30 protein-coding genes and 1 tRNA gene are annotated in these 25,608 nt (G+C 54.3%); 12 read left to right on the plus strand and 19 right to left on the minus strand.

Translation table 11 applies throughout. From position 1 onward, the window contains the following. Positions 1-67 precede the first annotated feature (67 nt). Positions 68-994 carry an SDR family oxidoreductase gene (locus SynBIOSU31_RS00170; RefSeq protein ID WP_186491223.1) on the minus strand — a complete coding sequence of 309 codons (927 nt, stop codon included), beginning with the start codon at positions 992-994 and terminating at the stop codon, positions 68-70. A gap of 30 nt (positions 995-1,024) precedes the next feature. On the opposite strand from SynBIOSU31_RS00170, the gene SynBIOSU31_RS14625 reads away from it, so the two are divergent. Continuing rightward, entirely contained in the window at positions 1,025-1,261 is a 237-nt protein-coding gene (locus SynBIOSU31_RS14625) for a serine protease inhibitor (RefSeq protein WP_255477285.1), read from the plus strand. Positions 1,262-1,283: 22 nt separating this feature from the next. Here SynBIOSU31_RS14625 and SynBIOSU31_RS00180 read toward each other — a convergent pair whose 3' ends face one another. Next, positions 1,284-1,730, minus strand: a complete 447-nt coding sequence (locus SynBIOSU31_RS00180) for an HNH endonuclease (RefSeq protein WP_186491226.1) — start codon at positions 1,728-1,730, stop codon at positions 1,284-1,286. Positions 1,731-1,980: 250 nt separating this feature from the next. Between SynBIOSU31_RS00180 and SynBIOSU31_RS00185 the strand changes: the two genes are divergently transcribed. Continuing rightward, complete coding sequence (locus SynBIOSU31_RS00185; protein WP_186492730.1) at positions 1,981-3,489, plus strand: DEAD/DEAH box helicase; 1,509 nt, start codon at positions 1,981-1,983, stop codon at positions 3,487-3,489. Here SynBIOSU31_RS00185 and SynBIOSU31_RS00190 read toward each other — a convergent pair. From SynBIOSU31_RS00190 to SynBIOSU31_RS00200, 3 genes are all read right to left on the minus strand, one after another. Continuing rightward, on the minus strand, positions 3,444-3,815 hold the full coding sequence (locus SynBIOSU31_RS00190) for a hypothetical protein (protein ID WP_255477286.1): 372 nt from the start codon (positions 3,813-3,815) through the stop codon (positions 3,444-3,446). The genes SynBIOSU31_RS00185 and SynBIOSU31_RS00190 overlap by 46 nt on opposite strands. Positions 3,816-3,874: 59 nt before the next feature. Then, positions 3,875-4,291, minus strand: coding sequence for a DUF6554 family protein (locus SynBIOSU31_RS00195; RefSeq protein WP_186491227.1), 417 nt, complete (start codon positions 4,289-4,291; stop codon positions 3,875-3,877). A 63-nt stretch (positions 4,292-4,354) separates the two neighbouring features. Then, a complete protein-coding gene (locus SynBIOSU31_RS00200) occupies positions 4,355-4,870 on the minus strand; it encodes an AbrB family transcriptional regulator (protein ID WP_186492732.1) in 516 nt (171 codons plus the stop codon). 117 nt (positions 4,871-4,987) lie between these two features. Between SynBIOSU31_RS00200 and SynBIOSU31_RS00205 the strand changes: the two genes are divergently transcribed. Together SynBIOSU31_RS00205 and SynBIOSU31_RS00210 are read left to right on the plus strand one after the other, a co-directional pair. Next, positions 4,988-5,305 carry a chemotaxis protein gene (locus SynBIOSU31_RS00205; protein WP_255477287.1) on the plus strand — a complete coding sequence of 106 codons (318 nt, stop codon included), beginning with the start codon at positions 4,988-4,990 and terminating at the stop codon, positions 5,303-5,305. 38 nt (positions 5,306-5,343) lie between these two features. Further along, on the plus strand, positions 5,344-5,589 hold the full coding sequence (locus tag SynBIOSU31_RS00210; RefSeq protein WP_186493189.1) for a hypothetical protein: 246 nt from the start codon (positions 5,344-5,346) through the stop codon (positions 5,587-5,589). Positions 5,590-6,008: 419 nt separating this feature from the next. On the opposite strand, the gene SynBIOSU31_RS00215 is transcribed toward SynBIOSU31_RS00210, so the two are convergent. Together SynBIOSU31_RS00215 and SynBIOSU31_RS00220 are read right to left on the minus strand one after the other, a co-directional pair. Next, a tRNA-Gly gene (locus SynBIOSU31_RS00215) sits at positions 6,009-6,080 on the minus strand. Positions 6,081-6,134: 54 nt separating this feature from the next. Beyond that, positions 6,135-7,286 (minus strand): pyridoxal-phosphate-dependent aminotransferase family protein, encoded by a 1,152-nt coding sequence (locus tag SynBIOSU31_RS00220; RefSeq protein ID WP_186491228.1) that lies wholly within the window; start codon positions 7,284-7,286, stop codon positions 6,135-6,137. 53 nt (positions 7,287-7,339) lie between these two features. Between SynBIOSU31_RS00220 and cbiD the strand changes: the two genes are divergently transcribed. Both cbiD and guaA read left to right on the plus strand, forming a co-directional pair. After that, positions 7,340-8,512: a cobalt-precorrin-5B (C(1))-methyltransferase CbiD gene (gene cbiD / locus SynBIOSU31_RS00225; protein ID WP_186492733.1), complete on the plus strand. Its 1,173-nt coding sequence runs from the start codon at positions 7,340-7,342 to the stop codon at positions 8,510-8,512. A 51-nt stretch (positions 8,513-8,563) separates the two neighbouring features. After that, positions 8,564-10,150: a glutamine-hydrolyzing GMP synthase gene (gene guaA / locus SynBIOSU31_RS00230; protein ID WP_186491229.1), complete on the plus strand. Its 1,587-nt coding sequence runs from the start codon at positions 8,564-8,566 to the stop codon at positions 10,148-10,150. Between the two features lie 53 nt (positions 10,151-10,203). Here the strand turns inward: guaA and SynBIOSU31_RS00235 are convergent, their stop codons facing one another. Beyond that, complete coding sequence (locus SynBIOSU31_RS00235) at positions 10,204-10,401, minus strand: hypothetical protein (RefSeq protein WP_186491230.1); 198 nt, start codon at positions 10,399-10,401, stop codon at positions 10,204-10,206. A 158-nt stretch (positions 10,402-10,559) separates the two neighbouring features. On the opposite strand from SynBIOSU31_RS00235, the gene SynBIOSU31_RS00240 reads away from it, so the two are divergent. Continuing rightward, positions 10,560-11,870, plus strand: a complete 1,311-nt coding sequence (locus tag SynBIOSU31_RS00240) for a tyrosine-type recombinase/integrase (RefSeq protein ID WP_186491231.1) — start codon at positions 10,560-10,562, stop codon at positions 11,868-11,870. A 454-nt stretch (positions 11,871-12,324) separates the two neighbouring features. Here the strand turns inward: SynBIOSU31_RS00240 and SynBIOSU31_RS00245 are convergent, their stop codons facing one another. The 3 genes from SynBIOSU31_RS00245 to SynBIOSU31_RS00250 form a co-directional block, all read right to left on the minus strand. Further along, positions 12,325-12,531 carry a hypothetical protein gene (locus tag SynBIOSU31_RS00245; protein WP_186491232.1) on the minus strand — a complete coding sequence of 69 codons (207 nt, stop codon included), beginning with the start codon at positions 12,529-12,531 and terminating at the stop codon, positions 12,325-12,327. Continuing rightward, positions 12,521-13,129, minus strand: a complete 609-nt coding sequence (locus SynBIOSU31_RS14960; protein WP_441351415.1) for a rolling circle replication-associated protein — start codon at positions 13,127-13,129, stop codon at positions 12,521-12,523. The genes SynBIOSU31_RS00245 and SynBIOSU31_RS14960 overlap by 11 nt, the downstream gene beginning before the upstream one ends. Positions 13,130-13,339: 210 nt before the next feature. After that, positions 13,340-14,272: a hypothetical protein gene (locus tag SynBIOSU31_RS00250; RefSeq protein WP_186491234.1), complete on the minus strand. Its 933-nt coding sequence runs from the start codon at positions 14,270-14,272 to the stop codon at positions 13,340-13,342. Between the two features lie 253 nt (positions 14,273-14,525). Here SynBIOSU31_RS00250 and SynBIOSU31_RS00255 point away from each other — a divergent pair, with 253 nt between their 5' ends. Continuing rightward, entirely contained in the window at positions 14,526-15,848 is a 1,323-nt protein-coding gene (locus tag SynBIOSU31_RS00255) for an MBL fold metallo-hydrolase (RefSeq protein ID WP_186491235.1), read from the plus strand. Between the two features lie 376 nt (positions 15,849-16,224). On the opposite strand, the gene SynBIOSU31_RS00260 is transcribed toward SynBIOSU31_RS00255, so the two are convergent. Next, entirely contained in the window at positions 16,225-16,887 is a 663-nt protein-coding gene (locus tag SynBIOSU31_RS00260; protein ID WP_186491236.1) for a recombinase family protein, read from the minus strand. A gap of 567 nt (positions 16,888-17,454) precedes the next feature. On the opposite strand from SynBIOSU31_RS00260, the gene SynBIOSU31_RS00265 reads away from it, so the two are divergent. The 3 genes from SynBIOSU31_RS00265 to mrdA are packed head-to-tail and all read left to right on the plus strand — an operon-like array spanning position 17,455 to position 20,276. Further along, positions 17,455-18,066: a hypothetical protein gene (locus tag SynBIOSU31_RS00265; RefSeq protein ID WP_186491237.1), complete on the plus strand. Its 612-nt coding sequence runs from the start codon at positions 17,455-17,457 to the stop codon at positions 18,064-18,066. 18 nt (positions 18,067-18,084) lie between these two features. After that, positions 18,085-18,465, plus strand: coding sequence for a hypothetical protein (locus SynBIOSU31_RS00270; protein WP_186491238.1), 381 nt, complete (start codon positions 18,085-18,087; stop codon positions 18,463-18,465). 5 nt (positions 18,466-18,470) lie between these two features. Beyond that, the gene (mrdA, locus tag SynBIOSU31_RS00275) at positions 18,471-20,276 is read left to right on the plus strand and encodes a penicillin-binding protein 2 (protein ID WP_186491239.1); all 1,806 of its coding nucleotides are present in this window, start codon (positions 18,471-18,473) and stop codon (positions 20,274-20,276) included. A 1-nt stretch (position 20,277) separates the two neighbouring features. Here the strand turns inward: mrdA and SynBIOSU31_RS00280 are convergent, their stop codons facing one another. The 4 genes from SynBIOSU31_RS00280 to SynBIOSU31_RS00295 form a co-directional block, all read right to left on the minus strand. Further along, positions 20,278-21,426: a glycosyltransferase family 4 protein gene (locus tag SynBIOSU31_RS00280; RefSeq protein ID WP_186491240.1), complete on the minus strand. Its 1,149-nt coding sequence runs from the start codon at positions 21,424-21,426 to the stop codon at positions 20,278-20,280. 13 nt (positions 21,427-21,439) lie between these two features. Further along, the gene (locus tag SynBIOSU31_RS00285; protein ID WP_186492734.1) at positions 21,440-22,636 is read right to left on the minus strand and encodes an NAD-dependent epimerase/dehydratase family protein; all 1,197 of its coding nucleotides are present in this window, start codon (positions 22,634-22,636) and stop codon (positions 21,440-21,442) included. A 58-nt stretch (positions 22,637-22,694) separates the two neighbouring features. Then, positions 22,695-22,862: a photosystem II assembly protein Psb34 gene (psb34, locus tag SynBIOSU31_RS00290; protein ID WP_186491241.1), complete on the minus strand. Its 168-nt coding sequence runs from the start codon at positions 22,860-22,862 to the stop codon at positions 22,695-22,697. 87 nt (positions 22,863-22,949) lie between these two features. Next, complete coding sequence (locus SynBIOSU31_RS00295) at positions 22,950-23,759, minus strand: thiazole synthase (protein ID WP_186491243.1); 810 nt, start codon at positions 23,757-23,759, stop codon at positions 22,950-22,952. Here SynBIOSU31_RS00295 and SynBIOSU31_RS00300 point away from each other — a divergent pair. Next, positions 23,737-24,372 carry a hypothetical protein gene (locus SynBIOSU31_RS00300; RefSeq protein ID WP_370593643.1) on the plus strand — a complete coding sequence of 212 codons (636 nt, stop codon included), beginning with the start codon at positions 23,737-23,739 and terminating at the stop codon, positions 24,370-24,372. The two genes, SynBIOSU31_RS00295 and SynBIOSU31_RS00300, sit on opposite strands and share 23 nt — an antisense overlap. Here SynBIOSU31_RS00300 and SynBIOSU31_RS00305 read toward each other — a convergent pair. The 3 genes from SynBIOSU31_RS00305 to rpmI all read right to left on the minus strand — a co-directional run bounded on the left by SynBIOSU31_RS00305 (position 24,340) and on the right by rpmI (position 25,579). Further along, complete coding sequence (locus SynBIOSU31_RS00305) at positions 24,340-24,930, minus strand: hypothetical protein (RefSeq protein ID WP_186491247.1); 591 nt, start codon at positions 24,928-24,930, stop codon at positions 24,340-24,342. The two genes, SynBIOSU31_RS00300 and SynBIOSU31_RS00305, sit on opposite strands and share 33 nt — an antisense overlap. Before the next feature lie 34 nt (positions 24,931-24,964). Then, positions 24,965-25,312, minus strand: coding sequence for a 50S ribosomal protein L20 (gene rplT / locus SynBIOSU31_RS00310; RefSeq protein WP_186491248.1), 348 nt, complete (start codon positions 25,310-25,312; stop codon positions 24,965-24,967). A gap of 69 nt (positions 25,313-25,381) precedes the next feature. Continuing rightward, positions 25,382-25,579: a 50S ribosomal protein L35 gene (rpmI, locus tag SynBIOSU31_RS00315; protein ID WP_066908876.1), complete on the minus strand. Its 198-nt coding sequence runs from the start codon at positions 25,577-25,579 to the stop codon at positions 25,382-25,384. Positions 25,580-25,608 lie beyond the last annotated feature (29 nt).

The raw sequence follows: 25,608 nt of genomic DNA on the forward strand, positions 1-25,608 counted from the left end.
GCGCTTCGGGAGGCCTGAGCGTCATGGGTCCTGATCAGTCCTTCAAGTTTGATTCAGATTCCTCTGCTCAGTTCGGAGCACTCCGAGTCGGACTTCCCTTGAGGCTTTCCGTTTCCAGACAGTGGGCGAGCCCACTGCGGAAGTTGGGATGCACCATGGTGTAGCCAAGCGTCTTGCAGAGAAGATCGTTGCTCACTCTGCGGTTTTCGGCCCAGAAGCTACGGGCCATGGCGCTCATATCAGCTTCAGCATCCGCGTAATTGCGAGTCTTCGGCAGGTCGCAGTCCAATAGGTCTGCGGCATGACGCTGCATCACATGACTCGGAGCAGGCTCATGATCACAGAGGTTGACGACTGGAGGGTGCTGCCCTGCAGCAGAGCAGTGCATCAGGTGCAGGCAGGCCGCGGCGATGTCGTCGACGTGGACCCTGCAGAACACCTGGCCCGGCTTGTGTACGGGCTTCAAGGTGCCGGCCTTGATGGCGGCGAGAGGCGAGCGACCCGGACCGTAGATCCCTGGTAGCCGCAGAATCTGCACCGGCAGACCGCTGTTGAGCCACTCCTGTTCGCAGATCAGACGTCTGCGGCTGCGATCCTGGCTGGGTTGTGGTGAATCCGCCTCGCTCACCCAAGCCCCTCCAGTGTCGCCGTAGACGCCAGTGGTGGAGAGATAGCCGGCCCAGCGAAGCGGTAGTTGACTGAGCTGAGCCCCCAGTGTCCGCAATACGGGGTCGTTCTGATCAGGCCCTGGGGGAATGGTGCTTAGCAGATGGGTCACGCCATTGAGCTCTGCGTCCGTTGGCAGCACGTTTTGGGCAGTGTCAAAGCGCAGGGCTCTGCTCTCGGGATCGGGGTTTCTGCGAGTGGTGAGCACTCGGATATTCAGGGCCTCAGCCAGTGCAGCGACCCGACGTCCACTGAAGCCAGCTCCAAGGATGCACAGCGTGGATCCAGCGGGCAGTGATCTGCAACGGTTGACAAGTGTTTCTGGCATGAGTACAAACGTATTAGTGGCATTGCAGCCTTGACCAGTTCCTGTCTTCCCCTGATGTCCTCTCGGGTGTCCATGCTGCCTCGAAGTGCTGGGAATCGCAGCATCGATACCTCGATTGGCGAGAGCATTGCTCTGCGTCGCTTGGCGGCGACCCTGTTTGCCTCGGTGTTGGTGAGTGCGGCTTTTGTGCTCGCACCCGAGCAGCCTGAGCAGCAAGCCTCAATCTGTCAGCAGCATCATTCAGCAGAGGCTTGCAGGGTCTGGTGATCAGGGATGGCGTTGCATTGTTTCAGGCAGCCTCGAGGCCCCAATCTTGATGTCTCTGGCGATTGTGGGATCCATCCGGCGCGATTGATGCATCGGTGATCTGATTGAGTTCAGTTTGATTGAGTTCAGGTTGTGCCCATTGCAGAAGTCGCAGGGCAAGGCGCAAGTCACCATCCATCCAGGCACGGATCGCCATGGCTCGGCGCGGATCGTAAAAGCGTTGACGTCGATACCAATCAAAAACATCGGAATCGGATTTGTGCCCATTGCAAGAGAGGCAGGCAGGAACGCAATTTTCAGTAATGCTTAAACCGCCCTTCGCTCTTGGAAGAATATGGTCAATCGATTCAGATTGTTTTCCGCAGTAGATACAGCTTTTACCGGTATAAGTATGTAGCGATTGTCGCCATCTTCGGACTCGCAGTTTCGGGCATAAATCTTCAAGGAAAACTGCGTCCCTGTTATGCATCCGAGTAATTCGGTTGAAATAATTCTGGCGCTTTCGCTGGGTTCGTCAATGTGTTCTTCGCTGCATTTTTGGCATTTTTTCAAGTGTGATATTTGAGTTTCAAACCCCTTGTGGTAATCAGCAGAAGCAATAGAATTTCGTTTGCTGATTTGTCGTTACGGCTTCATCAACGTCCTGCTGCAGCCTCGGGCTGACCCCTTCAGGACTTGTGAGGGTCACCTATCCCTTTGATGCCGTCACCCATGCGCAGATGGGCCGGATTAGGCCTCGGGGACTCTGGAAAGGATCGCAGCATGGTTGGGAGTTTCCATTGGCCGCAGCCGAGTGCCTGCTCGACCGTTTGGGCTCACGTTTTCAGGTTGAAGAGGAACTCTTGCGTTGGCTGGACTGGCACCGTCATCCACTGCCACCACTTCCACATCACCGTGAGTTGATGGCCCGTGCCGACCTGGATCAGCCTCTTGCTGATGGGCGTACACCGCTTCCTCATCAACGGTCGGGTGCTCGCTGGTTGCTGGCACGTCGTGGAGCGTTGCTCGCTGATGAGATGGGGCTGGGAAAGACGCTCACGTCCCTGCTGGCGGCACGGGCATTGCTGCGTGTTGTGCCCCTGCGACTGATGGTGATCGCTCCTGTGGGACTGCACTCACACTGGCAGCGCGAAGTGGAGTCTCTCAATCTCGAGTGCACACTCCACAGCTGGGCCCGTTTGCCGGGCGACCTTCCCGAAGCAGGAACACTTCTGGTGGTTGATGAAGCCCATTACGCCCAGTCACTTCACGCACAGAGGACCCAGGCCCTGTTGCGCTTGGCCCGCCATCCCCGGCTGCGGGCTGTGTGGATGCTCACGGGCACACCAATCCGCAATGGTCGACCGATTCAGTTTTTCCCGCTGCTAGCGGCCATGGATCATCCACTCGCTCGCGATCAGCGTTCATTTGAGGAGATCTTCTGCCAGGGTCACTGGACTGAGCAGGGTGGTCGGCGCCGCTGGCGTGCCGATGGTGCCAGTCGTCTGGAGGAGTTGCGGCGTCTCACCCGACCATTGGTTCTGCATCGGCGCAAGCAGCAGGTGCTCGATCTGCCCGCCAAGCAGCGTTGCTTTCATGGCGTTTCACTGGCTGCTGATCAGTCCATTGGATTCGATCACCGCCTGCATCTTGTGGTGGAGGACTATCGCCGGCGGGTGCAGCTCGGTGAAGTGCGTTCGGATGCTGAAGCACTGGCCGTGCTCACCTCCCTGCGCATGATTGCGGCCGAATTCAAGCTTCCGGCGACTCAGACGCTGGTGGAGCGGTTACGTGCTGATGGTGAGGCCATCGTGCTATTCAGCTCCTTCGTATCACCGCTGCAGCTCCTGCAGGAGCGCCTGGGTGGTGAATTGCTAACCGGTCGGCAAAAACCGGAGCAGCGACAAGCTGCAGTGGATCATTTTCAGGCTGGTGGAACGGATTTGCTCCTAGCGACCTATGGCTGTGGAGGTTTGGGATTCACACTGCATCGTGCACGTCAGGTCGTGCTTCTGGAGCGGCCATGGACCCCAGGCGATGTTGATCAGGCGGAGGATCGTTGTCACCGCATCGGTATGGATGGTGGGCTGACCAGCCATTGGCTTCAGCTTGGCCTGGCCGATCAGCTCGTGGATGGTCTTGTGGCCAGCAAGGCTGACAAGATCGAGTTGCTGCTGGGCCCACGTCGTATCAGCGTGGATCGTCAGCCGTTGCCTGCCATGGTGGCTCGTTGCTTGCAGGACTGCTGACGGACGTTCAGCTCGTGCTCGAGCAGAGGATCTCTTGAACCGTTCTTGCCTTGGAGCAGGGAGGCCGCCTGGCTCACATCAGCGCAGGCTTCCGCGTCGCGCCCCATGAGTGTGTGGATCAGAGACCTGTCGGTCAGGGGCACTGGATTGTCAGGGTGACTCACCACCACCGCATTGCAATGCTCCAAGGCTCTGTCCAGCCGCTGCAGATTGAGATCTTCAAGACAGCTGGATGCTTTCACTAATGAATCCGGTAAGGCAGCTTGTGGACTCTCAGCGTTCTTGCAGGCTTGGATCGTGAGCAGCAGACCACTGATCAGGAGCACCGACTGCGGCCATGTGGACCGCCAAATGACTCGCAGAGGCCTATGCAACGACAACGGTTTCAGTAGCTGTATCGATCATCAGCATCCCAGTCTGCTGAAGACTCACTATTGGAGCTGTTGTTCGTGATTGAGCTCGTATTGGCGGCGCTTGAGGACTTCTTGGAAGTTTTGCCTCCGAACAGATCCCCGAGATAACGACCGCAATCCGGATAGCTGCCTGGTTCATCCACCACCGTTTCGGTGATCATCACGGCGGCATGCTCCGGGGATGTCTTGAACACTCCACTGCTCTGACGCTTGATCAGGGCATAGGAGGCTTCGAAGCTCACTGAGTGATCATTGCCGTTGCTGCGCATGTAGCAATAAACCTGAGCGCCTTTTTCTGACCCAGCGCTTTCAGCCCCAACAGGTGCAGCTGTGAGCAACATCCCCGTAAGAGGCAGCAGGACGGCGAGACGGGTGCGGAGGCTGGCCATTGATGGACAGAGAAGGCGATATGCGTCAACGTATCGGCTCGCGTTTGGCTGTCCAGAGGGGAATCAAGAATTACCCAGTCCAAGAGGTGTGAGCAGTTTCACCACCAGTGGAAGGACCAGAAGCACGGTGATCAGGCGCACAGCATGCAGTGCGGCAACAGCGGCCCCAACGCCGTAATCCTCTCCGACCAGGCTCATGCCGCTGATTCCGCCGGGCGCTGCTCCCAGCAAGGTGATCAACGGATCGACCCCAAACAGACGACTTGTCCAGAGGCCAACCACCAGACCTGTCATCACCAGCGTGAGAGTAATCAGCACCGCAGGCTTCCAGAGATGTTGCAGTTGCTCGAGAGAGGTTCGCGTCAGTCCGGTGCCGATCACAGTTCCGATTCCGATTTGAAGAGCGGTGCGTGTACCAGGCGGCCATTCGGCAACCTCAATGCGCCCGCTCATGCTCACGATCGCAGCACCGATCAGTGCTCCCGCAAGCGGTGCTGCTGGAATCCCTGTTCTCATTGCGAGTAGTCCCATACCAGTTCCGGCCAGGGCATACACCAGCAGGGTCATCAAAGAAGGCATGGCACCCGCAGGCAGCAGATCTCTCAGTTTGAAGCCAGAGCGGGATCGCCATGCGCAGAGCTCTTGAGAGTTGCTCACCCATGTGTTGTCATCAGGCCAGCACTCGCCTGTCTTCGGATGACTCAGTCCGTGTCCTTCCGCATCACTCGTACGGCGGAAGATGTCGCCCAGATGCTCAATGCCCTGTCGCAGCGTCTTGTCAAGCTTGAACAGCGTCTGGAGAGTCTGGAGCTGCAGATGCGTCAGCAGCGCAGTGGGGCTGAGAGCATGCCTGATGAAGAACGCCAGCGTCTGGATGATGTGGACCAACTGCTGCTCGATTGCCAGGAGTTGCTGAACAGCACTGAGTTGTGTTCGGATGCGGTATCAGATCCCGTAGGCATATCAGCTCAATCTTCACTGACTGAGTCTGACCACGAAGCTGCAGCTGCATAACGCTGGTCAGAAGTGGCAAAATGAAAAGAAAGCGGCCCATGGCACCCACCACTTTCTCAACTTCTGGTCCACGCAAAAGCGGTAAAAGCCGTTGTTCCCTTGTGCCGGGTTCATCGGGGTTGTCTTCGGTCCATTCCAGCGGTTTCTTCGAGGGTGGTCATCAGCTTGAAAAGCTTGAATTCGCCTTGGCTGTAGCAATTACCCGAGGAGATCGATCCAGATCTGATCAGTTGCGTGGTCAGATCGCAGACCTGGGTGGCAATATCGAGGAACCAGGCACCTGAGCTGAGAATTCTTCTTTAGGAATGGAACGATGCTGAGACGTGAGAAGCATGAGCTCAAGTATTTGGAATCAGCTCCTTTAGTGAATTGATATTTTCCGCGATCGTTTGATATTATCTATGCAATTATTGCACTGTCGCTTTGACGGCGTTGTTGAAATCTGCTGTACCTCTTCAATCCGTGGAGCCTGACCGAGAGCAATTGCTCATTCGCGCCCGTGAATGGTTTAATCAAGCGCGCGCGCAGGCAAGCGAAGGAAATACCGCTGAATCAGCTCAATTGATCTTGAAAGCTCTCAATCAGGAACGTCGAGCTGGGAGTGTTGGACCACAGGTTGTGCAACTCATTAAACCCAGGGCTTCAACATCCAACTGGGGTAATCGAAGTTAAATAAATATTGATCTTTTGTTCTAAAGTTTAAAGCGGGTGACCGGATTTGAACCGGCGACGTTCAGCTTGGGAAGCTGACATTCTACCACTGAATTACACCCGCAACCTTATTAATCTAGCTCACATTGGAGATATTTTCAATAATGATTTTGATGTCTCACTGAATCAGGACTTCTGAGGCTGCGCTCAATCCTGCACCCATGGATCCTTTGTGCAGGCCAAGCGATTGCAGAACGGATTCGATTGCTGCCACTGCCATCAGGACGTCTCTGTCACAGACAAATCCAAGATGTCCGATGCGGAACACCTTGCCCTTGAGATGATCCTGACCGCCGGCCAGCAGGATGTCGTAGCGCTCTTTGACAGCCTTGCGCAGCTGTTCGGCGTCGATTCCATCCGGTGCCACAGCCGTGATGGCAGGACTTCCATGCCCTTCCGCCGCGAACAGCTGCAGACCGATGGCCTTCATGGCTGCATGGGAAGCTGCGCGATGCCTGGAATGGCGAGTAAATATTGCCTCCAGGCCTTCGGCTTGCATCATCTCCAGCGCTGCTTCGAGAGCGAAGTAGAGATTCACCGCTGGTGTGAAGGGGTTGCTGTTTTTGGCGGCTGTTTTCCGGTAGGGCCCAAGGTCCAGATAGAACTTCGGAAGATCGGAACCTTCATAGGCCTTCCAGGCTCGTTCGCTCATGGCAACGAAGCTCAGGCCGGGAGGCATCATGTAGCCCTTCTGGGAGCCAGAGGCGACAACATCCAAGCCCCAGGCATCCATCGGCACGTTGGCGGCTCCAAGACTTGTGACGCAGTCAGCAATGGTGAGTGCTGTGCCATGACTTTTCACATGACCACTGATGCTCTCAAGGTCATTGATCACGCCGGTTGAGGTTTCGGAGTGAGTGAGGATCACCGCCTTGATCGCTTTGGCTGTGTCGGCTTCGAGTGCGCTGCGAAATGCGTCTGGATCGAGGGGCTGACCCCACTCAGCCGTGATCACTTGGACATCTAAGCCGTAGGCCTTGGCCACTTTCACCCAGCGTTCGCCGAACTTGCCGTTGTCACCACAGAGCACCTTGTCTCCACGGCTGAGTGTGTTGATGATGCCCGCTTCCATGGCGGCGGTTCCGCTACCGGTGATGACGAGCACATCGTTGCTGGTTTGATGCAGCCAGCGCAGCTGCGCATTGGTGCGTTCCACCACGGCCTGGAATTCGCCGCTGCGATGGCCGATTGGGTGGCGGCCCATGGCCTTGAGCACTGTTTCGGGCACCGGGGTGGGTCCCGGGATCATCAGGGTGAGCTTGTCCTGCACGGGCTCAAGGGGTGCCAATCGTTCATCCTAAAAAATGATCCGCAGGGCTTCCCATCGCTACAACGTCTGCCTTTTCAGGAACCGGGCTGACACTGCCTGTCTGGGTGGCGGCTGCGGCGCGGGCTGCGGCCCTTGTTCTGGGTGGATCTGCAGCGCCCTCGAGCGTTGACCTCAGAATTCCTTCTGAACAAGGGCTTCGTCGTGTGGAGGTGCATACGGCATCGCTGCTAGATGGTGGTCAAAAGGCCCTGGCGATCAGCATCTGCGATCCCGGAGCTGGATTGGATCTCACCCGTGGCCTGGAGATCTGGGTGCTTGTGTGCCGTAGCTCCTCCGGGGAGGGATTGCAGATCCACGCCGGCGAGGGTGTCGGCCGGCTGGAGGACGACGGTTCACTGTGTATTTCAGGTTTTGCCCGTGAGTTGCTCGAGCTCAATCTCAGCGATCTGTTGCCGGTTTTGGGCGGCCTGGACGTTGAGGTGGTGTTACCCCGCGGACGCGAGTTGGCACTGCGCACCAGCAATTCCGCTTTCGGTGTGGTTGAGGGTCTTGCGTTGATTGGCACCCAGGCGGAGGTGCAGACCAGTGCCTCTCCTGATCAGCTGCAGTTGGCTCGTGACCGGTTGCGCGAGCTCACTGCGCAGACCGGCTTCGCCGGTCGGTTGACGCTTGTCATTGGTGAAAACGGCTTGGATCTGGCTGATCAGCTGGGACTGTCTGATCAGCAGCCGCTGCTGAAGTCAGGAAACTGGATCGGACCCCTGTTGGTGGCTGCTGCCGAATCCGGAGTAAGGCAGCTGCTTGTGTTTGGGTATCACGGAAAACTGATCAAATTGGCGGGAGGGATCTTCCACACCCATCACCACCTTGCTGATGCACGTCTGGAAGTGTTGGCTGCTCTGGCCGTGCAGCAGGGCCTCAGTCTGGAATCCATTCGCGCCCTGCTTCAAACCGCCTCGATTGAACAGGCCTGGTGTTGGCTGCAAGCCCATGATCTGGAGCAGGCCATGGGTCTCTGGATGGCTGTGGCGGAGGCAGTTGAAGGCAGGAGTGAGGCGTATCTGAAGCGCTATGGCTGTACCGGTATGCGAGTTGGGGCAGCCCTGTTCAACAGGGACCGCCAGCTTCGCTGGACAGGTCCTGAAGGACGAAAGATGCTTCGGTATTGCAGCGTTCAACTGCATCCTGTGGCTTCTGATTCAGATCAAGGCCCTTCTCTACGCTGATCCATTGGCGGCCGATTTCCGCGGCCTACCGTTCCACGGCTTTCGTGCGAGATGTCCCAGGTTCCGATTGAAGGTCAGCGTCAGCCGGCCATCGTCATTCTTGATTTCGGCTCCCAGTACTCCGAACTGATTGCTCGTCGGGTGCGCGAGACCGAGGTGTTCTCCGTGGTGCTGGGCTACAGCACCTCTGTTGAAGAGCTACGCAAATTGGCGCCCAAGGGGATCATCCTCAGCGGCGGTCCAAGTTCGGTGTACGCCGATGGCGCGCCTCTCTGCGATCCACAGATCTGGTCGATGGGGATTCCGGTTCTTGGCGTCTGTTACGGCATGCAGCTGATGGTGCAGCAGCTGGGCGGACGTGTTGTGGCAGCGACCGGTAAAGCCGAGTACGGCAAAGCACCGCTCGAGGTGGACGACCCCACGGACTTGCTCACCAATGTGGACAACGGCTCCACGATGTGGATGAGTCATGGGGATTCCGTTGAGGCCCTGCCGGAGGGCTTCGTGCGTCTTGCTCATACGGCCAATACCCCTGAGGCGGCCGTCGCTCACCATCAGCGCCAGTTGTATGGGGTGCAGTTCCATCCCGAGGTGGTGCATTCCACCTGCGGTATGGCGATGATCCGCAATTTCGTCTATCACATTTGTGGCTGCGAGCCTGACTGGACGACAGCAACATTCATTGAGGAAGCCGTCAAGCAGATTCGCGATCAGGTGGGCGAGAAGAGGGTGTTGCTGGCTCTCTCAGGTGGCGTGGATTCCTCAACCCTGGCCTTTCTGCTTAAGAAGGCCATTGGTGATCAGCTCACCTGCATGTTCATTGATCAGGGCTTCATGCGGAAGGGCGAGCCTGAATTCCTGATGGACTTCTTCGACCGCAAGTTCAACATTCACGTTGAGTACATCAAGGCCCGGCAACGATTCCTGACCAAGCTCAAGGACGTCACGGATCCCGAGCAGAAGCGCAAGATCATCGGTACCGAATTCATTCGTGTGTTTGAAGAGGAGAGCAATCGCCTCGGTCCTTTTGATTACCTGGCCCAGGGCACGCTGTATCCCGATGTGATCGAGAGTGCCGGAACGAATGTCGATCCCAAGACCGGTGAGCGGGTGGCTGTGAAGATCAAGAGCCACCACAACGTGGGTGGTCTTCCCAAGGATCTTCAGTTTAAGTTGGTGGAACCGCTGCGCAAGTTGTTCAAAGACGAAGTGCGCAAAGTCGGTCGCTCGCTCGGACTGCCTGAGGAGATTGTGCGTCGTCATCCCTTCCCGGGTCCGGGTCTGGCGATTCGCATCCTTGGTGAAGTCACAGCGGAGAAACTTGATTGCCTGCGTGATGCTGACCTGATCGTGCGTGAAGAGGTGAAGGAGGCCGGTCTGTATCACGACATCTGGCAGGCCTTCGCGGTTCTGTTGCCTGTGCGGTCGGTTGGGGTCATGGGTGACAAGCGCACCTATGCCTGGCCGATTGTGCTCCGCTGCGTGTCCAGTGAAGACGGCATGACCGCTGACTGGTCGCGATTGCCTTACGACCTGATGGAGACGATTTCCAATCGCATTGTGAATGAGGTGAAAGGTGTGAATCGTGTGGTTTTAGACATCACCAGCAAACCGCCTGGCACGATTGAGTGGGAATAATTCTGGGGTACAAACCTCAGTCCCACACTCAAAAATGGCGTTTCACGTGAGTTTCACGTAGGGTTCTTCTGTAGGCGTGACAGGGCATCTCGCTTGCTCTGTTTCACGTCGGTTTCACGTGTCACCTTGTCACCTTCTCCATAGAGAAGTCGTACGGCAATAGCTTTCTCTACGAATGCTCCCTCAACGCCAGAAGCAGAAGAACGCTTTTCGGGTGCTGTGAGCAGCAGGAACCAGTTCGTCTGTCCCACGTGCGGGAAGGTTCCAGATCGGGTTCTTACTGAGGACGGACGCCCACATCAGTACTCGTTGAAGGTGCTACCACGGCACAAGCAGGAGTGCTGTGCGAAGTAGGGGGGATAACAACAAGCAGTCATACGCCCTGTACGAAGAGTTGAAGCACTTACGGGTGGCACCAGAAGCGGGCACCCCGTACATCTACAAGCGTCTGGATACTCAGGTTCATCTGCCCGTTGAAGAACGTGCGTGGCAGATACGTGTCCCAGTACCAAGCACCAAAGGCGTCAGGAAGTCCTTGAAGGTGACTGAGAAGGCGGATGCCATCTCCAAAGCAGAGGAGATGGTGCTGGAACTGAGGGTTCAGTTGAAGCAGGGCGTTGGTGTGATGCCTACTCCCGTTGAAAGCGTGGTGGAGAAGTTCCTTGAAACCAAACGTGCTCTGGTGCGTGACGCTTGGGAAAGCAAGGAAGACAGGGGACGCAAAAGCATCACAGAGGAGAGGTATGGACTGATTGCTGGAAAACTCAGGAACTACCTCACACCCTTTTTGGGAGCGAAGACGGATGCTCGCAACATCCCCTATCGCACTTGGAATGACTGGCAGGCGTGGAGGATAAAGAACAACACCAGAGCGCCTAAGCGCCCAAAGGCAATCACCATCCAAAACGAGATGGGAATGATTAGGGAGTGCTGGAAATGGGCGATGGAGAACGGGTACGTGCCGTTCTCACCCAAACTGCCGTTCCAGAACGAGAACCTCATTACCGACGACAAGGTGAAGAGGGAAACGTGGGAGGCACACGAATGGAGTTCCTTCGCTCGTTTGGTTCGGGAATGGTTGAACGCTCAGTACGAAGGAACAGAGGAACACCTGTGGGACTGCTGGATTTCGTACCAGATGCTTTTCTTCCTTGCGAACTGCGGGATGCGTGTTGGGGAACTGGTGAAGGTGAAGCGTAAGGACGTTCAGTTCTATCAACTTCAAGAACGTGCTGACGAATGGATGAACGGGAAAATCTGCTGCTTAGTCCAAGTCCATCCATCAACCAAGACAGGTGCTCGTGAAGTGAATGCGATGGGTGGTGATTTTGCCAAGAGGGCGTGGGAGAAGTCCAAGTACAAGGAAAAAGATGATTTCTTGTTCTGTCATTTGGATGGAACTCCCTTCACTACAAGTCAGTTCATGAAAAAGTTTGAAAAGATGACTGCTTTTACGAATGAGGATGAACGATGGGGCAAGCACTTCGTTCCTTATTCGCTTAGACACCTGTACGCAACGACACGACTTCAACACGGCACATCACGTACCGCTCTTTGTGAAAATATGGGTGTGACAGAAACCTACCTCAGGAAACATTATTCCAAGTACCTAACCCGACTTGCTACTGCTGATTTGATGAAGATGGATAAGGATATTGGTTTGGGTGGCAAAATCATTTCACGTGGGAATGACTTCGCTATTCCTGAGGTGACGGAGTGACATAAAAAAAGAGGGCAGGGGAAACTAATGAAAATCCCTGCCCTCTCTCTAAAACTCCTGCTGTGGTGGTGGTGAGTGTTGTACCTCTACTCCTTGCGCCATCGTTTTTGCTCTCGGTTCTGGTAGTAAAACCGAAGTGCTTCCTCCAAGACGAGTTCCTTTTTGTTGCGGAACTTGCTGCTGTCCTTGCGAAGGATAGTTTGTAGCATCCCGCTTACTTCGTCTCCTAACTTTGCGCTTACGTACATCATCACGAAACTGCTTGAAGGTTTTCTTTTCTTCCATACTGCTCCCTAATCTTATTCTTGAACCAAGCAGAGCGAGAGAGGTAATCCTTCTTCCTACCTTCATCAAGCAGGTTTAGAAGTTCAACCTCGTCTCTGCCAAATGAAAGACAGATTGTAGTGTTGCTTCTCATAATAGTATTACTCCTTATTTGGGTGACAAGGTGACATCATTCTATACCGAATAGTTTATTCATATTGGAGAAAAACTCTCGCTCTTCTTCCTTCAATAGTTCCTTCTTGTAGTATCCTATCTGTTCTTTTATGTATGTGATACATTCATAATCTTCGGGTTCTGTTTCGTCAAGTTCAAGCAACTTGTCGTAGAAGAAGTTTAGTTTCTCTTGTATGGTTTCCTTCTTGTTTTTATCTCCCATTTGTTAGTTCTCCTAAATCGCTGTTTTCGTAATCAAGGTGCTGCCACTTGTCAAAATCTACGGATGATAATGACTTATTGACGTAGTGTAATCGGTACTTGATGTTTCCTATGCTTCTCCAATCAACACTTTGCTTTCCATAACCAAGTTTGCGGATATAGCGTTGGAGATGATTAGTAAGTGCTTCTGTCATTACATCGTCCATAGAGAAATCTCTGGCAACGATGTCAAACAGAGTACGTTTGTTGATTGTAATCTTTCTGTTGTTCTTACTCAACCAACTTAGTCCATCCATGCCTTCCATAAAGATATGAAGATGTAGTGCTCCTGAGGAATGAGGTTCAGTAAAAAACCATAATCTAATCCTGTTATTCGGTTTTCTATTGGGATAGAAGAAATCAAGAATAACCTTCTTGATGTGTTGATTATCAAGGTACTGGTTCAGTACGTTTCTTTGTTGATAGGTGAATGACAGAGTTAGGAAGTACCTGAACTTTATGTTTAGAGTTTCAATCTTCCTCTCCAACCATTCTTCTGTTATTACTCTCTTAGAGTTTCTACTCTCGTACAAGTGACGAGGTGACAAATCAGTTGCCATAACTTACATTTCATTTGAACTTGTATGTCTGCTTCCGTTACATACATTTTATATATGTAAGTTATTGTCTATACAGATGTTTTTGTTAGTATTCTGTAACAAAACCCGATAATATGCTGCCTTACTCAACAACGAAGGAGGTTTGTCACGTTGTCACTTCAAAGAGATAAACAACGCAACTATATTTTTTAGTACCTTTGTTATTGTTCGCTAAATGAAACCAATCTGTTTCAGCAGAGTGTTGTTCCATACTGCCAACTCCCTTCTTTCTGCCACAACGCTTTCCAGTCGTCGTTTCAGGTTGAAGCGTTGTGCTCTGTCTTCTGTCTTGTCCATCAGGTAGTTCAGTTTCGCTACGTACGCCTGTCCGTGCTTCTCCCAGAACTCCTTCTTCCCTCCATCAGCGTTGATGAGGAACCCCGTGAAGGAGCGAAGAGGTGTCTCGTGTAGTTCTCCAATCGTTTTCAGGTTGAACTGCTTCTTCACCTCCTCTGGCATCCCCTTGAACCATTTGGATGTCAGTTCTCGTTCCAGTACCCCTCGCCAGAACACCTCTCGTTCTGCTCGCTCCTGCTGCTTCAACGTTCTGGTGCCATCTGTGTTGGCAACCCTCAGCACCACCCCGTATTCCTCACACGCCCTCCTGAGCGCCTCTTGAAGCGATTGGAGTTGCTCTGCCCCTAATGCCACCTCCTCTGGGCGATACACGCCGTAGAGGTGCTCCTGCTTCGTTCCCCAACGTCCTTTCTCTCCGTCTGCTGCTGCCAGAGCAGGGAACCTCACCTGCTTCGTGTAGTCCTTTGCCGTACGTACGGACATAGAAGGTGTGATGGCACCGCTACGTGCTCCTGTCACCAGTTCCTCTGCCGATAGAGAGCAGAGAACGTGAATGGTGGAGTACGAGGCAGGTAGTTGCTTCACGACATCTCTACGTTCCTTCTCTTGGAGGGACAGAAGTGTTTTCCCAACCACCTTCAACTTGGAAAACACCTTGTCTCCTATGCCCGTCTGCTCTGCGTAGAGACGAAATGTTGATGTATCCAGTCGGTTAGATGCTTCGGCAATCCCAAGTGACAGGGTGACAATCTGCTCTGCCGAACCGCTGTAAGGGTTCTCAGCGACAAAGCGTTGGAACGTTTCCATCGCAGCAACGATGTCTGTCACACTGTCACCCCTGCTCCCGACACACCATACACTCGCGTAGAGAAATCGTAGAGAAGAAGTTCCGTGAGGTGGTGTCCCTTTTTACGACACAGCGTAGAGAAATCGTAGGATAATACAGGGGTAATCAGGCGAGGGGAAACCTGATGCTTCTAACAAGTTGTTTAACGGTGCCTCTCAACGACCGAAATCAGTCGGTAGATGATTACAGTAAAGTTACATTTAATTTTGAGAAATGTTTAGGGTCGAATATAAATATTCTGCCTGCATCAAGATCGTCACTGATGACGTAAGAATTCTTTGCGATCCTTGGTTTGGAGGCGGTGCATATTCTGGGACTTGGCATCAATTCCCACCCGTAAAAAACAAGATGGGATTAATAGGCGACTTCGACGTAATTTATATCAGTCACATTCATCCGGATCATTATTGTAGCGAAACCATTGCGGAATTATTATCCCATTATGGAAACAAAAATATTTTGGTGGTGGATTGGGGAGAGCATCCAAATTACCTCGCCAAAAAAATTGCGTCGGACGGATTTGGAGATAATCTAACAATCTCAAATGAAGTAACTTTTGGCGATACATCTGTTAAGATTTTACCAAACAGAACCGGTTCTGCTTCGGATATTGATAGCGCATTGATTGTTTCCTCTAAGAAATCAAAAAAAGCAGTCCTAAATGTAAATGATTGCATTTACAACGACTCTTTTTATGGAAAAATCAATGACGTTAAGATTCAAGATGGTCTTGAGTTCACATTGTTTTGCTTGGGTTACACAGGCGCTGGACCTTACCCGCAAACCTATTACTCTCCAATCCTTGATGAGAGGAAAATGCTTGACTTGGCGAATAAGAAAAAACAGCAATTTTTTGATAGGTATCTCAAAGCAATATCCAAAATTGAAAGCGTAAAGAGACTCCCCTTCGCTGGGAAATACGTCTTAAAAGGCGATCTTGCCATTCTTAATCAATATCGCGGTGTGGCAGATGCTCTTGAAGTCAAGCAAATTGACAAAGATGCCATAGTTCTTGATGACGGAGGGGATTCATATTTTGATCTTGAAAGCATCAAGTGTTCCTCTGAAAGACAAGACAGATATCCCCCAGTCAATTCCCTTCCTTCGGACAATGATTACGATTGGCGTACCAATGTAGGATTTACTCCGAATCCTACGCTTTTAAAGCGTCTTCTTTATAAGAGTGTCTCCAACGCCCACCCGCGCTCGGAATGCGACCAAGATTATTTATGGTCTATATACGCTTATGATTCGCCCTCTTTTATTGTTGACTTGTGGTCGCATCAAGAACCTTGGCGACTTATTGAACCGCTGATAACCTTTAACTGCAACAAGAATTCAGATGCTCGAGTGATAGCAACCGAACCTGCGTGTCATTCTCATTTATTCATAGAAAGCAAAGCACTGTTTGCAGTTCTTACTGGCGTCTCGCATTGGAATAACTATGAGGTTGGTTCAGTCTTTCAAGTGAGAAGAGTGCCCGATATCTATGTGGGCGAGATGCAGAGATATCTGAATTTTCTCAGCGTTATCTAATGATTAAAGTTTAAGGCAGGTTTTCAGAGACTGAGTTAGTCCATTGTAGTTGTGCGCTTAATTTCTTTTTCTTTTCGTCTGGTAATCGACGCAGTTAGTGGATTGTAATTGTATTGCTGTGCCTGAACGAATATGTTTGACGTGTTTCCTTTGGTCGCACCTGTGCTCGTAAGTGATGCGAATAAATGGTGATCTTGTAGTCATTATTTAAGGTGGTGATTGATTGTGGTTTCGTCGTTTTGCTTCGTGAGTCTTCTTGTTTAAGCGATTTGCACGTTGTTCGGCAGTTCTGTAAGCATTCGGTTCGTGATGTTGTTCTTGGAACCTGTACCAATCGCCAAACTGATTTTGCCATTCAATAATCACCTTAGTCATTTCAGGAAACCTCCAAAGTAGTAAGCATTCTTGAAACCAGAGATGGATGAAAACTCCCTCCACGACTGGTTTTCATCCCACTTGCGTTCAATACTTCGCAGATGTTCCTAAGCGTTGCTCCTTGCTTTCTTAGAGGCAGGATGACGCCAGAGAACTGCTGCGCTTCTCTACGTGCTTTTGCCTGACGTGCTTTCGCCAGAGCATCAAGGTGCTGCTTTGGCGCACCAAGTTTGGTTCCTCTCTCCTTCGCTGCTCGTAGTGCTGACTTCGTTCTCTGGGAGATGAAATCCCGTTCTTGCTCTGCCAAGCAGGCATAGATGTGGAGTTGAAACTTGTCTGCGTGAGGCATCTGGGCGACTTTGAAGTCCAGCGCCCTGTCCTCCATCAGCGAAGCGATGAAGGAGACACGACGGGACAACCTATCCAGTTTGGAAACGACGAGAACTGCCTTCTCTCGCTTCGCCAAAGCGATGGCAGCGTTCAACAGGGGACGTTCGTTGTCCTTGCCTGAATGAACCTCCACAAAACGCTCCACAACGCCGTAGGGAGTTTCTGCGTAGTTCTCCAAGAAGAGTTGGATGTCCCGCTCTTGCGCCTCTAAACCCAATCCGCTCTTGCCCTGTTCTGCCGAACTGACACGTAGATAGAGCACGTACTTCCGCATAAACCTTTCTGTCCTGCTTTGAAACGCTCGTTTGACGCAGAACAAGCGCGACTTATCTACGTAGAAAAGTTTGTAACAAGATGGCAAGCGCGCACTCACTACGACTTCTCTACGGAGAGATGCCTAGAGTAAATGGAGGAAGGGCGGTATCTGAGGGATGCTTTCTCTACAAGGTTTCGTAGCAAACACCTTTCGCCCAAACACGTTTCTATGAAAGGGTTTCACTTGGTAAAATTGTCGCTGAAACCGCTTGGCAGGACTAAAACCTTGTTGAGTACCTGTATTGAGTGGGAATAATTCAGGATTGAAAGATAGAACTCGCTGGCTAATGAGACATAGTTGTTTTAAATGACTGGCCAAATCTCTTTAACTTTTCGAGAGCAGTGGCTCACTTCTGAGTCAGACATTGCGTTGATTTGATTCTTTTTAGCATTGGTTTTGTGAAAAGAACCAACGCTTTTCTGATGCCATTTCAAGTTGGACGTCGACACGAGTCTCAATCAGTCCCTTCAGGGGGCTGGTAGGCCGCTCCCGACACCGATATCCTTGGTTCCCGGCTTCAAGGATGTGACCGCTGCCCAACAGCAGGACCAGCAACTGCAGCGACGTCTCCAGCAAGACAGTATTCAGCTTGCTGGCAAGACCATTTATATCAATCCTTTTCTCTACTGGCGACGCTTCGACAGCAACACGGATCGCTGGCTGCGAGAGCCCGGACAGCTCAATGAGGATCAGATCCAGCAGAACCGCGGTCGTTTCTACCCAGAGCTGGAGTGGGCTCTGCTGGAACCCACTGATCAGGAGATCAAGGATGGTGCTGTGGAAATGTTCCTCAAAAGCCTGGAACTGATTGGGACGTTCCATCCCGACCTCACGTCGGGCCAGCTGCTTGAGGTTGAGCGCAAGATGGCGATCACTAAAAAGCGTTCCTTCGAGCGTTGGGTCGAGAAGTCGTATCGAAGGCGGACTCGGCTTCAAACCCGGGAGAAGCGGCGGTTCGCTCGTGATCGTTTCTTGCGGGGTTGGTCCGAGTGGATCTCCTTGGACACAACGCAGCATGCATTGGTACCCATCGTGGCTCTTGTCGTGTTGTCCGGTGTGGTCGGCTGGTCATTGGGATCATCCCGTTCAGCCTGTCCGACACTTGTTCTGCCTTCGGAGCAGACTGGACTTCGTTGAATCATTAGGCCCGCCTCTATGGCCGACAGCCAACCACTCGATTCACTGCGCTTGGCGCTGATGCAGGAGGTTTTGCCGATGGGTCTGGCGTTTGTTGATCGCGTCCGCACTGATGGACCTGCCAAGGCGGTGGAGTCCGTCGCCAGCGGGGATGATCCGCTTGGCGATCTGCGACAGCAGGGTGAAGCCGCGGCACGGGAGGTTCGTGAACGCTTGGATCAGATCAGTCCAGGGCTGGGAAATCCCGTGATGTCTGTGCAGGTCGAGGTAGATGAGCCTCTGGAGGATCCAGGCAGGCTGGATTCTGATCATGGTGACTCGTCTCAGTTGCAGGAGGTCTTGGCACGGATTGATGGGCGTCTGCAGCGGTTGGATGCGCTGATGAACAAGGCGAGTTGACTGGGATGGCCGGTTCTGGTTCCTCGCAACGGGATGGTCAGCGTCAGAGCGGTTTGCGTCAGCAGCCACTGGTGCTTCTGGGGTTCGTGCTGCTGGTGAGTGCGGCGATGGTCTCCCGCCTGGTTTGGCTTCAGGTACTGGAAGGGTCCCGCTACCGCGAACTGGCTGACGAGAATCGCATTCGCCTTGTCCCTCGTTCACCAACACGTGGACGGCTGCTGGATCGCAAAGGTCGTGTGCTGGCATCCAGCAAATTGACCTATTCCCTCTATGTCGAGCCTCGATTGGTGGATGAGGCCAGTTGGCCCGATCTGCGCGATCGTTTGGCTCGCTTGCTCAGCCTTGATGCGGCTGTGCTTGATCAGCGCCGCGGCAGCGGACAGGCGCGGGATGGTTACCGCATCAATCTGGCCACTGATCTGAAGCCGGAACAGGTTCTACGTTTTCGTGAGCAGTCGCAGGGATTGAAGGGGGCCCAGGTTGATGTGGACATCCTGCGCTTCTATCCCCACGGAACCCTGGCGGCCCATGCCTTGGGTTACACCCAGCCCATCACGGAGGAGGAATACAAGACCCTTGCTGAAAAGGGGTACAAAATCCGAGATCGCATTGGGCGCATTGGTGTCGAGGCCGCCTATGAAGCCCATCTTCGCGGCGCCTGGGGTGGGCAGATGCTGGAGGTGAATGCCATGGGCGAGGTGCAGCGTCATCTCGGGGATCGGCCTTCGGTTGCCGGAAAGGACCTCAAGCTCACTCTTGATTTGGATCTGCAGAAGGCTGCTGAGCAGGCTCTGGCTGACAAGCCTGGGGGCGCGATCGTTGCGATGGATCCCCGTAATGGTGCCCTTCTTGCTCTGGCCAGCAAGCCCACGTTCGATCCCAATTTCTTCTCCAAGCTCGTCACGACTCAGAAGGAGTACGACGCACTGTTTTCCAATCCGAAAAAGCCATTGCTCAGCCGGTCCATGAATGCCTATGACCCCGGCAGCACTTGGAAGGCCGTCACGGCGATGGCTGGCATGGAGTCCGGGAAGTTTCCTGCTGATACGCAACTCAACACCACCGCCTGCATCACTTACGGAAGTCATTGCTTCCCTGATCACAACGGTGCCGGCTTCGGTCGTATCGGCTATGCCGATGCGTTGCGTTTTTCCAGCAACACCTTCTTCTATCAAGTGGGTGTTGGCTCGGGATCGCTTGCGTTGAAAAAGGCGGCAGATGCGCTCGGTTTTCAGCAGAAGACCGGCATCGAGATCGGCTGGGAGGAAAGTGTGGGCCTGGTGGGCGACGAAGACTGGGCAGCGGCGGGTCGTGGCTGGGCCGACCCCGGAACGACCCCTTGGATTCCGGAGGACATGGCCAGTGCCTCCATCGGGCAGTCGGTGGTGCAGATCACTCCCCTTCAGTTGGCCAGGGCCTATTCGGTGTTCGCTAACGGAGGCTGGCTGGTCACGCCTCATCTCGCTGATCAGGGGCTGGACTGGACGGATCCTGCCCGTCGCACCAAGGTCGACATCAAACCATCTACGCTCAACAAGATCCGGGAGGGTCTGCGCAAGGTGGTATCTGATGGCACCGGTTATGGGTTGAACGGTCCTGGCATTCCAGCAGCTGGAGGCAAAACGGGCACGGCTGAAGACAGCACCGGCGGACCGGACCACGCCTGGTTTGCAACGTATGCGCCCTATCCAGAAGGGAAGATCGTGATCGTGGCGTTTGCCCAGAACACACCAGGTGGAGGGTCAGTGCACGCCCTGCCGATGGCCAAAAAAGTGATGGAGGTCTGGAACCGTCAGCGGGGCAAGCAATGATTTAAGCGGCAGTGCTCAGTTGCTGCTTCTGGAGAACGTTGCGGTAGTAACCGCGAAGCTGTTCAGTCGCGCCTGCCCAGCCCCAGCGTTCCGCTTCGTCCCTGGCGGCTCTGCGCAGTGACTGGCGTTCGATGTCATTGCCGAGCAGGCGACGCGTGGCTGTGATCAGGCTGGCAGCGCCTCCATCGTTGCCGTCGGGTTCATACAAACAGCCATTTACTCCGTCAGTGATGATGTCGGGAATGCCACCGCGGTTGGCTCCAACTACGGGGCAACCGGCTGCCATCGCTTCCAGCAGAACTAGTCCGAGAGTTTCCGTGCTGGAGGGGAAGAGGAAGGCATCACCGCTTGCATAGGCGCTTGCCAGTTCTTCACCGGCTAGATAGCCCACAAATGTGGTGGCCGTTCCTTCGAAATGCTTTTCCAGCTGCTGGCGGTGGGGACCGTCGCCGACCAGCGCCAGACGAGCATCGGGAAGGGCTTCAAGCACAGGCTTGATCCGCTCGATCTGCTTCTCGGCGGAGAGTCGGCCTACATAAAGCAGCAGAGCACCGCGGTCGTCTTGGTCGCCCATCAGGCGTTGGCGCATTACGTTGCTGCGCAGCTCAGGACGGAACAGCTCGGTGTCCACCCCTCGCTGCCAAAGATCCGTGTGCTGAATGCCCTTCTCACTCAGCTCCTGAACCATGGCGGTGGAGGTGCAAAGATTCAAAAGAGCCTGGTTGTGAGCGGCTTTTAGGAGTTCCCACAGCAGTGGCTCCAGCATGCCCATGCCGTAGTGCTCGAGGTACTTGGGCAGATGGGTGTGATAGCTGGCAACCAGCGGGATTGATTTGGTCTTGGCAAGCCAGATGCCCCCAAGCCCCAACACCGCGGGATTCACAACGTGAATGAGGTCCGGCTGGAAGCTGTCGATCGCTTCGGATACGGCCGGACGCGGCAGAGCCAGCTTCAGCTCTGGATAGAGCGGCAGAGGCATCGCGGGCACACCGATCAGGCGGGCTCCCATGTACTCCTCAGGACAGCCTTCTGGGCAGAACACCATCACCTCATCGCCAGCATCCACCAGATGCTTCACCGTTTTGGTGAGCCGGGTGACGATGCCGTCGACCTTGGGCAGGAAGGTTTCGGTGAAGAAGGCGATTTTCAAGGGAAGGGCCTGATCAGGAGGCGGAGCTGATGGCGGTTGCCTGGGTTTTAGTCCAGGCAGAGGTACAGAGGATGCGGTTGCGATCGCAGCGATCGGCGTAGCGGGTGGCGATTTCCACCACTTCCTTCAACAGACCGTCATCGAGTGTGGTGGGGTTGAGCCCCAGCTCAATGAAACATCGGTTGTCGACGATTAGATCGTTTTCAACGGCTTCGTTGCGGGGGTTGGGCAGGTTGTTCACCTTGGCCCCAGTGATGGCTGCAACTTTTTTGGCCAGTTCACCCACCTGATGGCTTTCGGTCATCTGGTTAAAGATCTTGACCCGTTCGCCTTGTTCTGGGGGGTTGTCCAGAGCCAACTGGACGCAGCGCACGGAGTCGCGGATGTGAATGAAGGCGCGGGTCTGGCCTCCTGTGCCATGCACGGTGAGTGGATAGCCAATGGCCGCCTGCATCAGAAAGCGATTGAGCACCGTTCCGTAGTCGCCGTCGTAATCAAAGCGGTTGGTCAGCCGTGGGTCGCGATCCGTCGCTTCAGTGTTCGTGCCCCAGACGATGCCCTGATGCAGGTCTGTGATGCGCACCTTGTCGTTCTTGTTGTAGTAAAGGAAGAGAAGCTGATCCAGCGTCTTGGTCATGTGATAGACGCTGCCAGGGCTGGCTGGGTGGAGGATCTCTTCTTCGAAGCGACTGCCATCGGGCTGGGGCACCTCCACTTTCAAGTAGCCCTCAGGGATCGTGGCGCCTCTGTGGGAGCCGTATCCGTAGACGCCCATTGTGCCCAGATGGACCACATGAATGTCCTGGCCGGATTCCACGATGGCGGCTAGCAGGTTGTGGGTGCCGTTGACGTTGTTGTCGACGGTGTAGCGCTTGGTCGCGCTGCTTTTCATCGAATAGGGAGCTGCGCGCTGCTCGGCGAAGTGCACCACCGCTTCTGGCTTGTCCTGGTTGAGCAGATCCACCAGGCGCTCGTACTCGTGAGCGATATCCATGTGCACGAAGCGCATGGGCTTGCCGCCTATCTCTTCCCAGGCTTTCAGGCGATCACCGATGTTTGCGATCGGTGTGAGCGATTCAACCTCCAGGTCGATGTCGATCTTGCGGCGGCTCAGGTTGTCCACAATCACAACGTCGTGGCCCTGATCCGCCAGATTCACGGCGCAGGGCCAGCCGCAGAAGCCGTCACCACCGAGAACAAGAACTTTCACCCCAAACTCCTGCTGAAGCGTGCGAGCCGCCAATGAGGTGCAAGCTACTACAGGGTTTTCAGCTGATCGCCACGGTCAGGGCCATCAGTGCCACCACCAGCACTGAGCCGCTGATGATCAAGGCTCTGGAGGCACTGCTGCGGCTGGTGTCCTTGGCCATGACCTCCATTCGGGGCTCCTTGGCGAAGGCATTCAGACGTCCACCGTCTTCGGTTGTGACCTGCATGGGTCCGTTGTGACTGGACGGACCTTATGAGTGCAATTGCTTAACGACATCCTTTATGTCGCTTGCTTCATGTCACTTCACCAGTCTTTACCTGACCAGGCCTGTGGTCGGAGAGCTGGCACTGGCTTGTTCGCGTTTGGGCAGTCGCCCAGAAAGGTAAGCAGTGCGGCCTGCTTGAACGGCCTGACCCATCGCTTCAGCCATCGCCGCAGGGTCACCTGCTAGGGCGATGGCGCTGTTCACCAAAACGGCATCGGCGCCCATTTCCAGGGCGGCGGCGGCTTCACTGGGCACTCCGATTCCCGCATCCACCACCACTGGAACACCGGCGTTCTCGATGATCAGCGCGATGTTTGATGCGTTGCGCAGCCCCTGTCCCGATCCGATCGGTGAACCAAGAGGCATCACTGTTGCGCAGCCCACCTCTTCAAGTCGTTGGGCGAGCAACGGATCGGCATTGATGTAGGGCAGCACCGTGAATCCCTCCTTCACAAGCTGTTCAGCAGCCTCAAGCGTTCCAAAGGGATCAGGCAAAAGGTGACGACTGTCGGGAATCACCTCCAGCTTGACGAACGTGTTGTCTTCCTGGCCTGCCAGTTTGGCCAGCTCACGTCCCAGCCTGGCCACACGCACGGCTTCCTCAGCATTGGCACAGCCAGCGGTGTTGGGCAGCATCCAGATGCGTTTCCAGTCGATCGCTTCCATGAGTCCGGCATGTCCAGCTGCCACGGTTTGAACCCGTCTGACGGCCACGGTCACCATGTCGCAATCGGAGCGAACGAGGCTTTGTTGCATCGCATCCAGATCCGGATATTTGCCCGTGCCGGTCAACAGCCTGCTGTTGAACTGCCGACCACCGATCAGAAGTGGGTCAGTGCTGGACGGGGTCGAAGCCATTAGAGGAGCTGCGGACTGGTGGGGAACCGGATCGGAAGTCGAACAGGCCACGGTTGAGGGACCTAGCCTGCGGCCATCATCCGTTCTCGTCATGCCCATCACTATGGACATGAACGCGCCGATCGAGATCCCGGCGACGTTCGAACCGTCCTTACCTCTGGATGCCTCTGCATTGCAGGAGCCCCTTGAGCTTGAAGGTTCGGTTCAGCGTTTTGATCCGGTCGCTAGAGCCGCCAATATCGCAACGTCGATGCCAAGAGAGTGGTGCGGCAGTTACCTGTCGTTCTCGAGCGGCAACAGCGTGGATGTGAAACTCACATTTGCGAGTGTTCTGCCCATCGGCCAGATGGTTGATTTGAGGGGAGACATGCAGATCGGCGAGATCAGTACGCCGGTGCAGGGCAATCTCAATGCCTCATCGGATCAGGTGGATTTGTTGCCGCTCGCCAGTCAGCTCACAGACGACCTCGAGGCGGGTGGCAGCTACCTCGCTCTTCAAGGCATGACGCTTTCGAGTTGGCAGGCTCCACGAATTACCAATCGCGGTGGCAGCCTCAGTCTTGCTCCAAGCTGCCCTGGTTCAGAAGCCCCTGCTGTCAGGGCTCTCTGGTGAGTCTTGCTTTGATTCGATGAATGAACTGGTCTTTCGACTCCCTGTCGCTCTCTCCAAACGTTTGAGTCGGTTTTTTGCCGTTTTGTTTGACGGCTCAAGAGCCAGCACTTTGCGGTAAAGGTCTGCGGCCTCTTCTCTATTCAGCAGTCGCTCCTGAGCAAAGGCCAGATTGTTGAGGGCCACTGGATAGTCCTGTTTCGCTTGCAACGCAAATTTGTAGTGACGCACAGCGCCAGAAAAATCTTTCTGAGCAGCAAGAGAAAATCCAAGTGCGTTCTGGATCAGAGCTCGTGCTTCCTGAGGTTCATTGTTCAGGCGTTTCACGGCCTGACGCAGTGTTGCTGTGGCTTTGGGGTAAAGACGTTTGCGTAATTGGACGCTGGCGAGCTCATACAGGTCGCCAGCATCTTTGGAAGACCCAGCTTCAGATTGCTCAAGACGGATGAGCTCTGATTCATCACGACGAACACGCAGAAGCTGCCGACCTGCAATGACGGCAGCAATAGCGAGCAAGCCGATCAGTCCAAGCAGGTAGGTCTGCGGCAGGAATGAAGTCATGAAGGCTGGTTGAGCTCCCGTGAAGGGACGCTATTCAACCCTGAGTTGCGTTTACAACACTGGCGAAGCTGGAGGGGTCCACCACAGCCATTTGTGCCAGCATTTTGCGGTTCAGGCGCACATCAGCCTTCTTGAGACCACCGATCAAACGGCTGTAGCTCACACCGTTTAAGCGAGCAGCAGCGTTGATTCTGGCAATCCACAGACGGCGGAAATCGCGCTTGCGCCGGCGCCGGTCGCGGTAGGCATTACACAGAGCCTTCATCACTCGCTGATTGGCGGTGCGGAAGAGGGTTCCGTTGCTGCCTTGGAAGCCGCGAGCCAGGCGGAGAATCTTGTTGCGACGCTTACGGGCGACGTTGCCTCTTTTAACGCGTGCCATGGGTCTTGAAAAAGGGAATTAAGGACGATGTGATCAGATCCGTCGCTGCTTCGGAAAGCAAGCTGCGGATTAGGCGTAGGGCATCATCAGGGCCACACGCTCTTCGTCGGTGCGGTCAACGACAGCTTTCGTTTTCAGGTGACGCTTCAATTTTGGACTTTTGTGATCCAGGAGGTGATTGTGGAACGCGCGACGACGCAGGAATTTGCCGGTGCCTGTTGCTTTGAACCGCTTGGCGGCTGCTTTGCGGGTCTTGAGCTTGGGCATTTCTCTGGCGGCGCATGGCACAAGCGACA

The organism is Synechococcus sp. BIOS-U3-1, assembly GCF_014279975.1.
GTDB lineage: Bacteria > Cyanobacteriota > Cyanobacteriia > PCC-6307 > Cyanobiaceae > Synechococcus_C.

Bases quoted from the DNA above. Each gene is read 5' to 3' on its own strand.
- SynBIOSU31_RS00170 (WP_186491223.1), bottom strand. From the start codon at position 994: ATGCCAGAAACACTTGTCAACCGTTGCAGATCACTGCCCGCTGGATCC.
- SynBIOSU31_RS00180 (WP_186491226.1), bottom strand. From the start codon at position 1,730: ATGCATAACAGGGACGCAGTTTTCCTTGAAGATTTATGCCCGAAACTG.
- SynBIOSU31_RS00185 (WP_186492730.1), top strand. From the start codon at position 1,981: ATGGGCCGGATTAGGCCTCGGGGACTCTGGAAAGGATCGCAGCATGGT.
- SynBIOSU31_RS00195 (WP_186491227.1), bottom strand. From the start codon at position 4,291: ATGGCCAGCCTCCGCACCCGTCTCGCCGTCCTGCTGCCTCTTACGGGG.
- SynBIOSU31_RS00200 (WP_186492732.1), bottom strand. From the start codon at position 4,870: ATGCCTTCTTTGATGACCCTGCTGGTGTATGCCCTGGCCGGAACTGGT.
- SynBIOSU31_RS00205 (WP_255477287.1), top strand. From the start codon at position 4,988: ATGACTCAGTCCGTGTCCTTCCGCATCACTCGTACGGCGGAAGATGTC.
- SynBIOSU31_RS00210 (WP_186493189.1), top strand. From the start codon at position 5,344: ATGGCACCCACCACTTTCTCAACTTCTGGTCCACGCAAAAGCGGTAAA.
- guaA (WP_186491229.1), top strand. From the start codon at position 8,564: ATGTCCCAGGTTCCGATTGAAGGTCAGCGTCAGCCGGCCATCGTCATT.
- SynBIOSU31_RS00245 (WP_186491232.1), bottom strand. From the start codon at position 12,531: ATGGGAGATAAAAACAAGAAGGAAACCATACAAGAGAAACTAAACTTC.
- SynBIOSU31_RS14960 (WP_441351415.1), bottom strand. From the start codon at position 13,129: ATGGCAACTGATTTGTCACCTCGTCACTTGTACGAGAGTAGAAACTCT.
- SynBIOSU31_RS00250 (WP_186491234.1), bottom strand. From the start codon at position 14,272: ATGGAAACGTTCCAACGCTTTGTCGCTGAGAACCCTTACAGCGGTTCG.
- SynBIOSU31_RS00255 (WP_186491235.1), top strand. From the start codon at position 14,526: ATGTTTAGGGTCGAATATAAATATTCTGCCTGCATCAAGATCGTCACT.
- SynBIOSU31_RS00260 (WP_186491236.1), bottom strand. From the start codon at position 16,887: ATGCGGAAGTACGTGCTCTATCTACGTGTCAGTTCGGCAGAACAGGGC.
- SynBIOSU31_RS00270 (WP_186491238.1), top strand. From the start codon at position 18,085: ATGGCCGACAGCCAACCACTCGATTCACTGCGCTTGGCGCTGATGCAG.
- mrdA (WP_186491239.1), top strand. From the start codon at position 18,471: ATGGCCGGTTCTGGTTCCTCGCAACGGGATGGTCAGCGTCAGAGCGGT.
- psb34 (WP_186491241.1), bottom strand. From the start codon at position 22,862: ATGCAGGTCACAACCGAAGACGGTGGACGTCTGAATGCCTTCGCCAAG.
- SynBIOSU31_RS00295 (WP_186491243.1), bottom strand. From the start codon at position 23,759: ATGGCTTCGACCCCGTCCAGCACTGACCCACTTCTGATCGGTGGTCGG.
- SynBIOSU31_RS00305 (WP_186491247.1), bottom strand. From the start codon at position 24,930: ATGACTTCATTCCTGCCGCAGACCTACCTGCTTGGACTGATCGGCTTG.
- rplT (WP_186491248.1), bottom strand. From the start codon at position 25,312: ATGGCACGCGTTAAAAGAGGCAACGTCGCCCGTAAGCGTCGCAACAAG.
- rpmI (WP_066908876.1), bottom strand. From the start codon at position 25,579: ATGCCCAAGCTCAAGACCCGCAAAGCAGCCGCCAAGCGGTTCAAAGCA.